This is a genomic window from Acinetobacter sp. S4397-1, from assembly GCF_024129285.1.
In the GTDB taxonomy this organism is placed as follows: Bacteria; Pseudomonadota; Gammaproteobacteria; order Pseudomonadales; family Moraxellaceae; genus Acinetobacter; species Acinetobacter lwoffii_C.
The window spans coordinates 1-378 of sequence record NZ_JAMXXZ010000096.1 but is presented as its reverse complement, the minus strand read 5'-3'; the positions used below and the strand labels follow the sequence as shown (position 1 = coordinate 378).

Below are 378 nucleotides of genomic sequence, written 5' to 3'. Positions count from 1 at the left end.
ATGCCAGAGTTCAACATCTTGAAGTCACCAATCAGCAATTAGATTCTAAAGTTCAACATCTTTCTATTCTCAATCAAAAATACGAGCATGAACTGGCGCTGTTTAAAAAGCACAAATTCGCCCAAAAGAATGAACACTTAACGGCAAAACAAATCCATCTGTGGGATGAAGCGGTTGAAGAAGATATCGCAGCCGTTGATCTGGAATTAGAACGATTAAATGCAGATAAAACCCATGCAGCGACACAGAAAGCCAAAACCAATAAACCTAAACGTCGACCACTGCCAGATCATCTACACACCATCCGTATTGAGCATGAACCTGCATCAACCCAATGTGCTTGTGGATGCCAACTCCGTCGTATCGGCGAAGATGTCA

1 pseudogene is annotated in these 378 nt (G+C 42.3%); it reads left to right on the top strand.

The window, feature by feature from the left end:
* Window positions 1–378 (top strand): annotated as a pseudogene (locus tag NI467_RS14660) (IS66 family transposase); the annotation flags it as partial.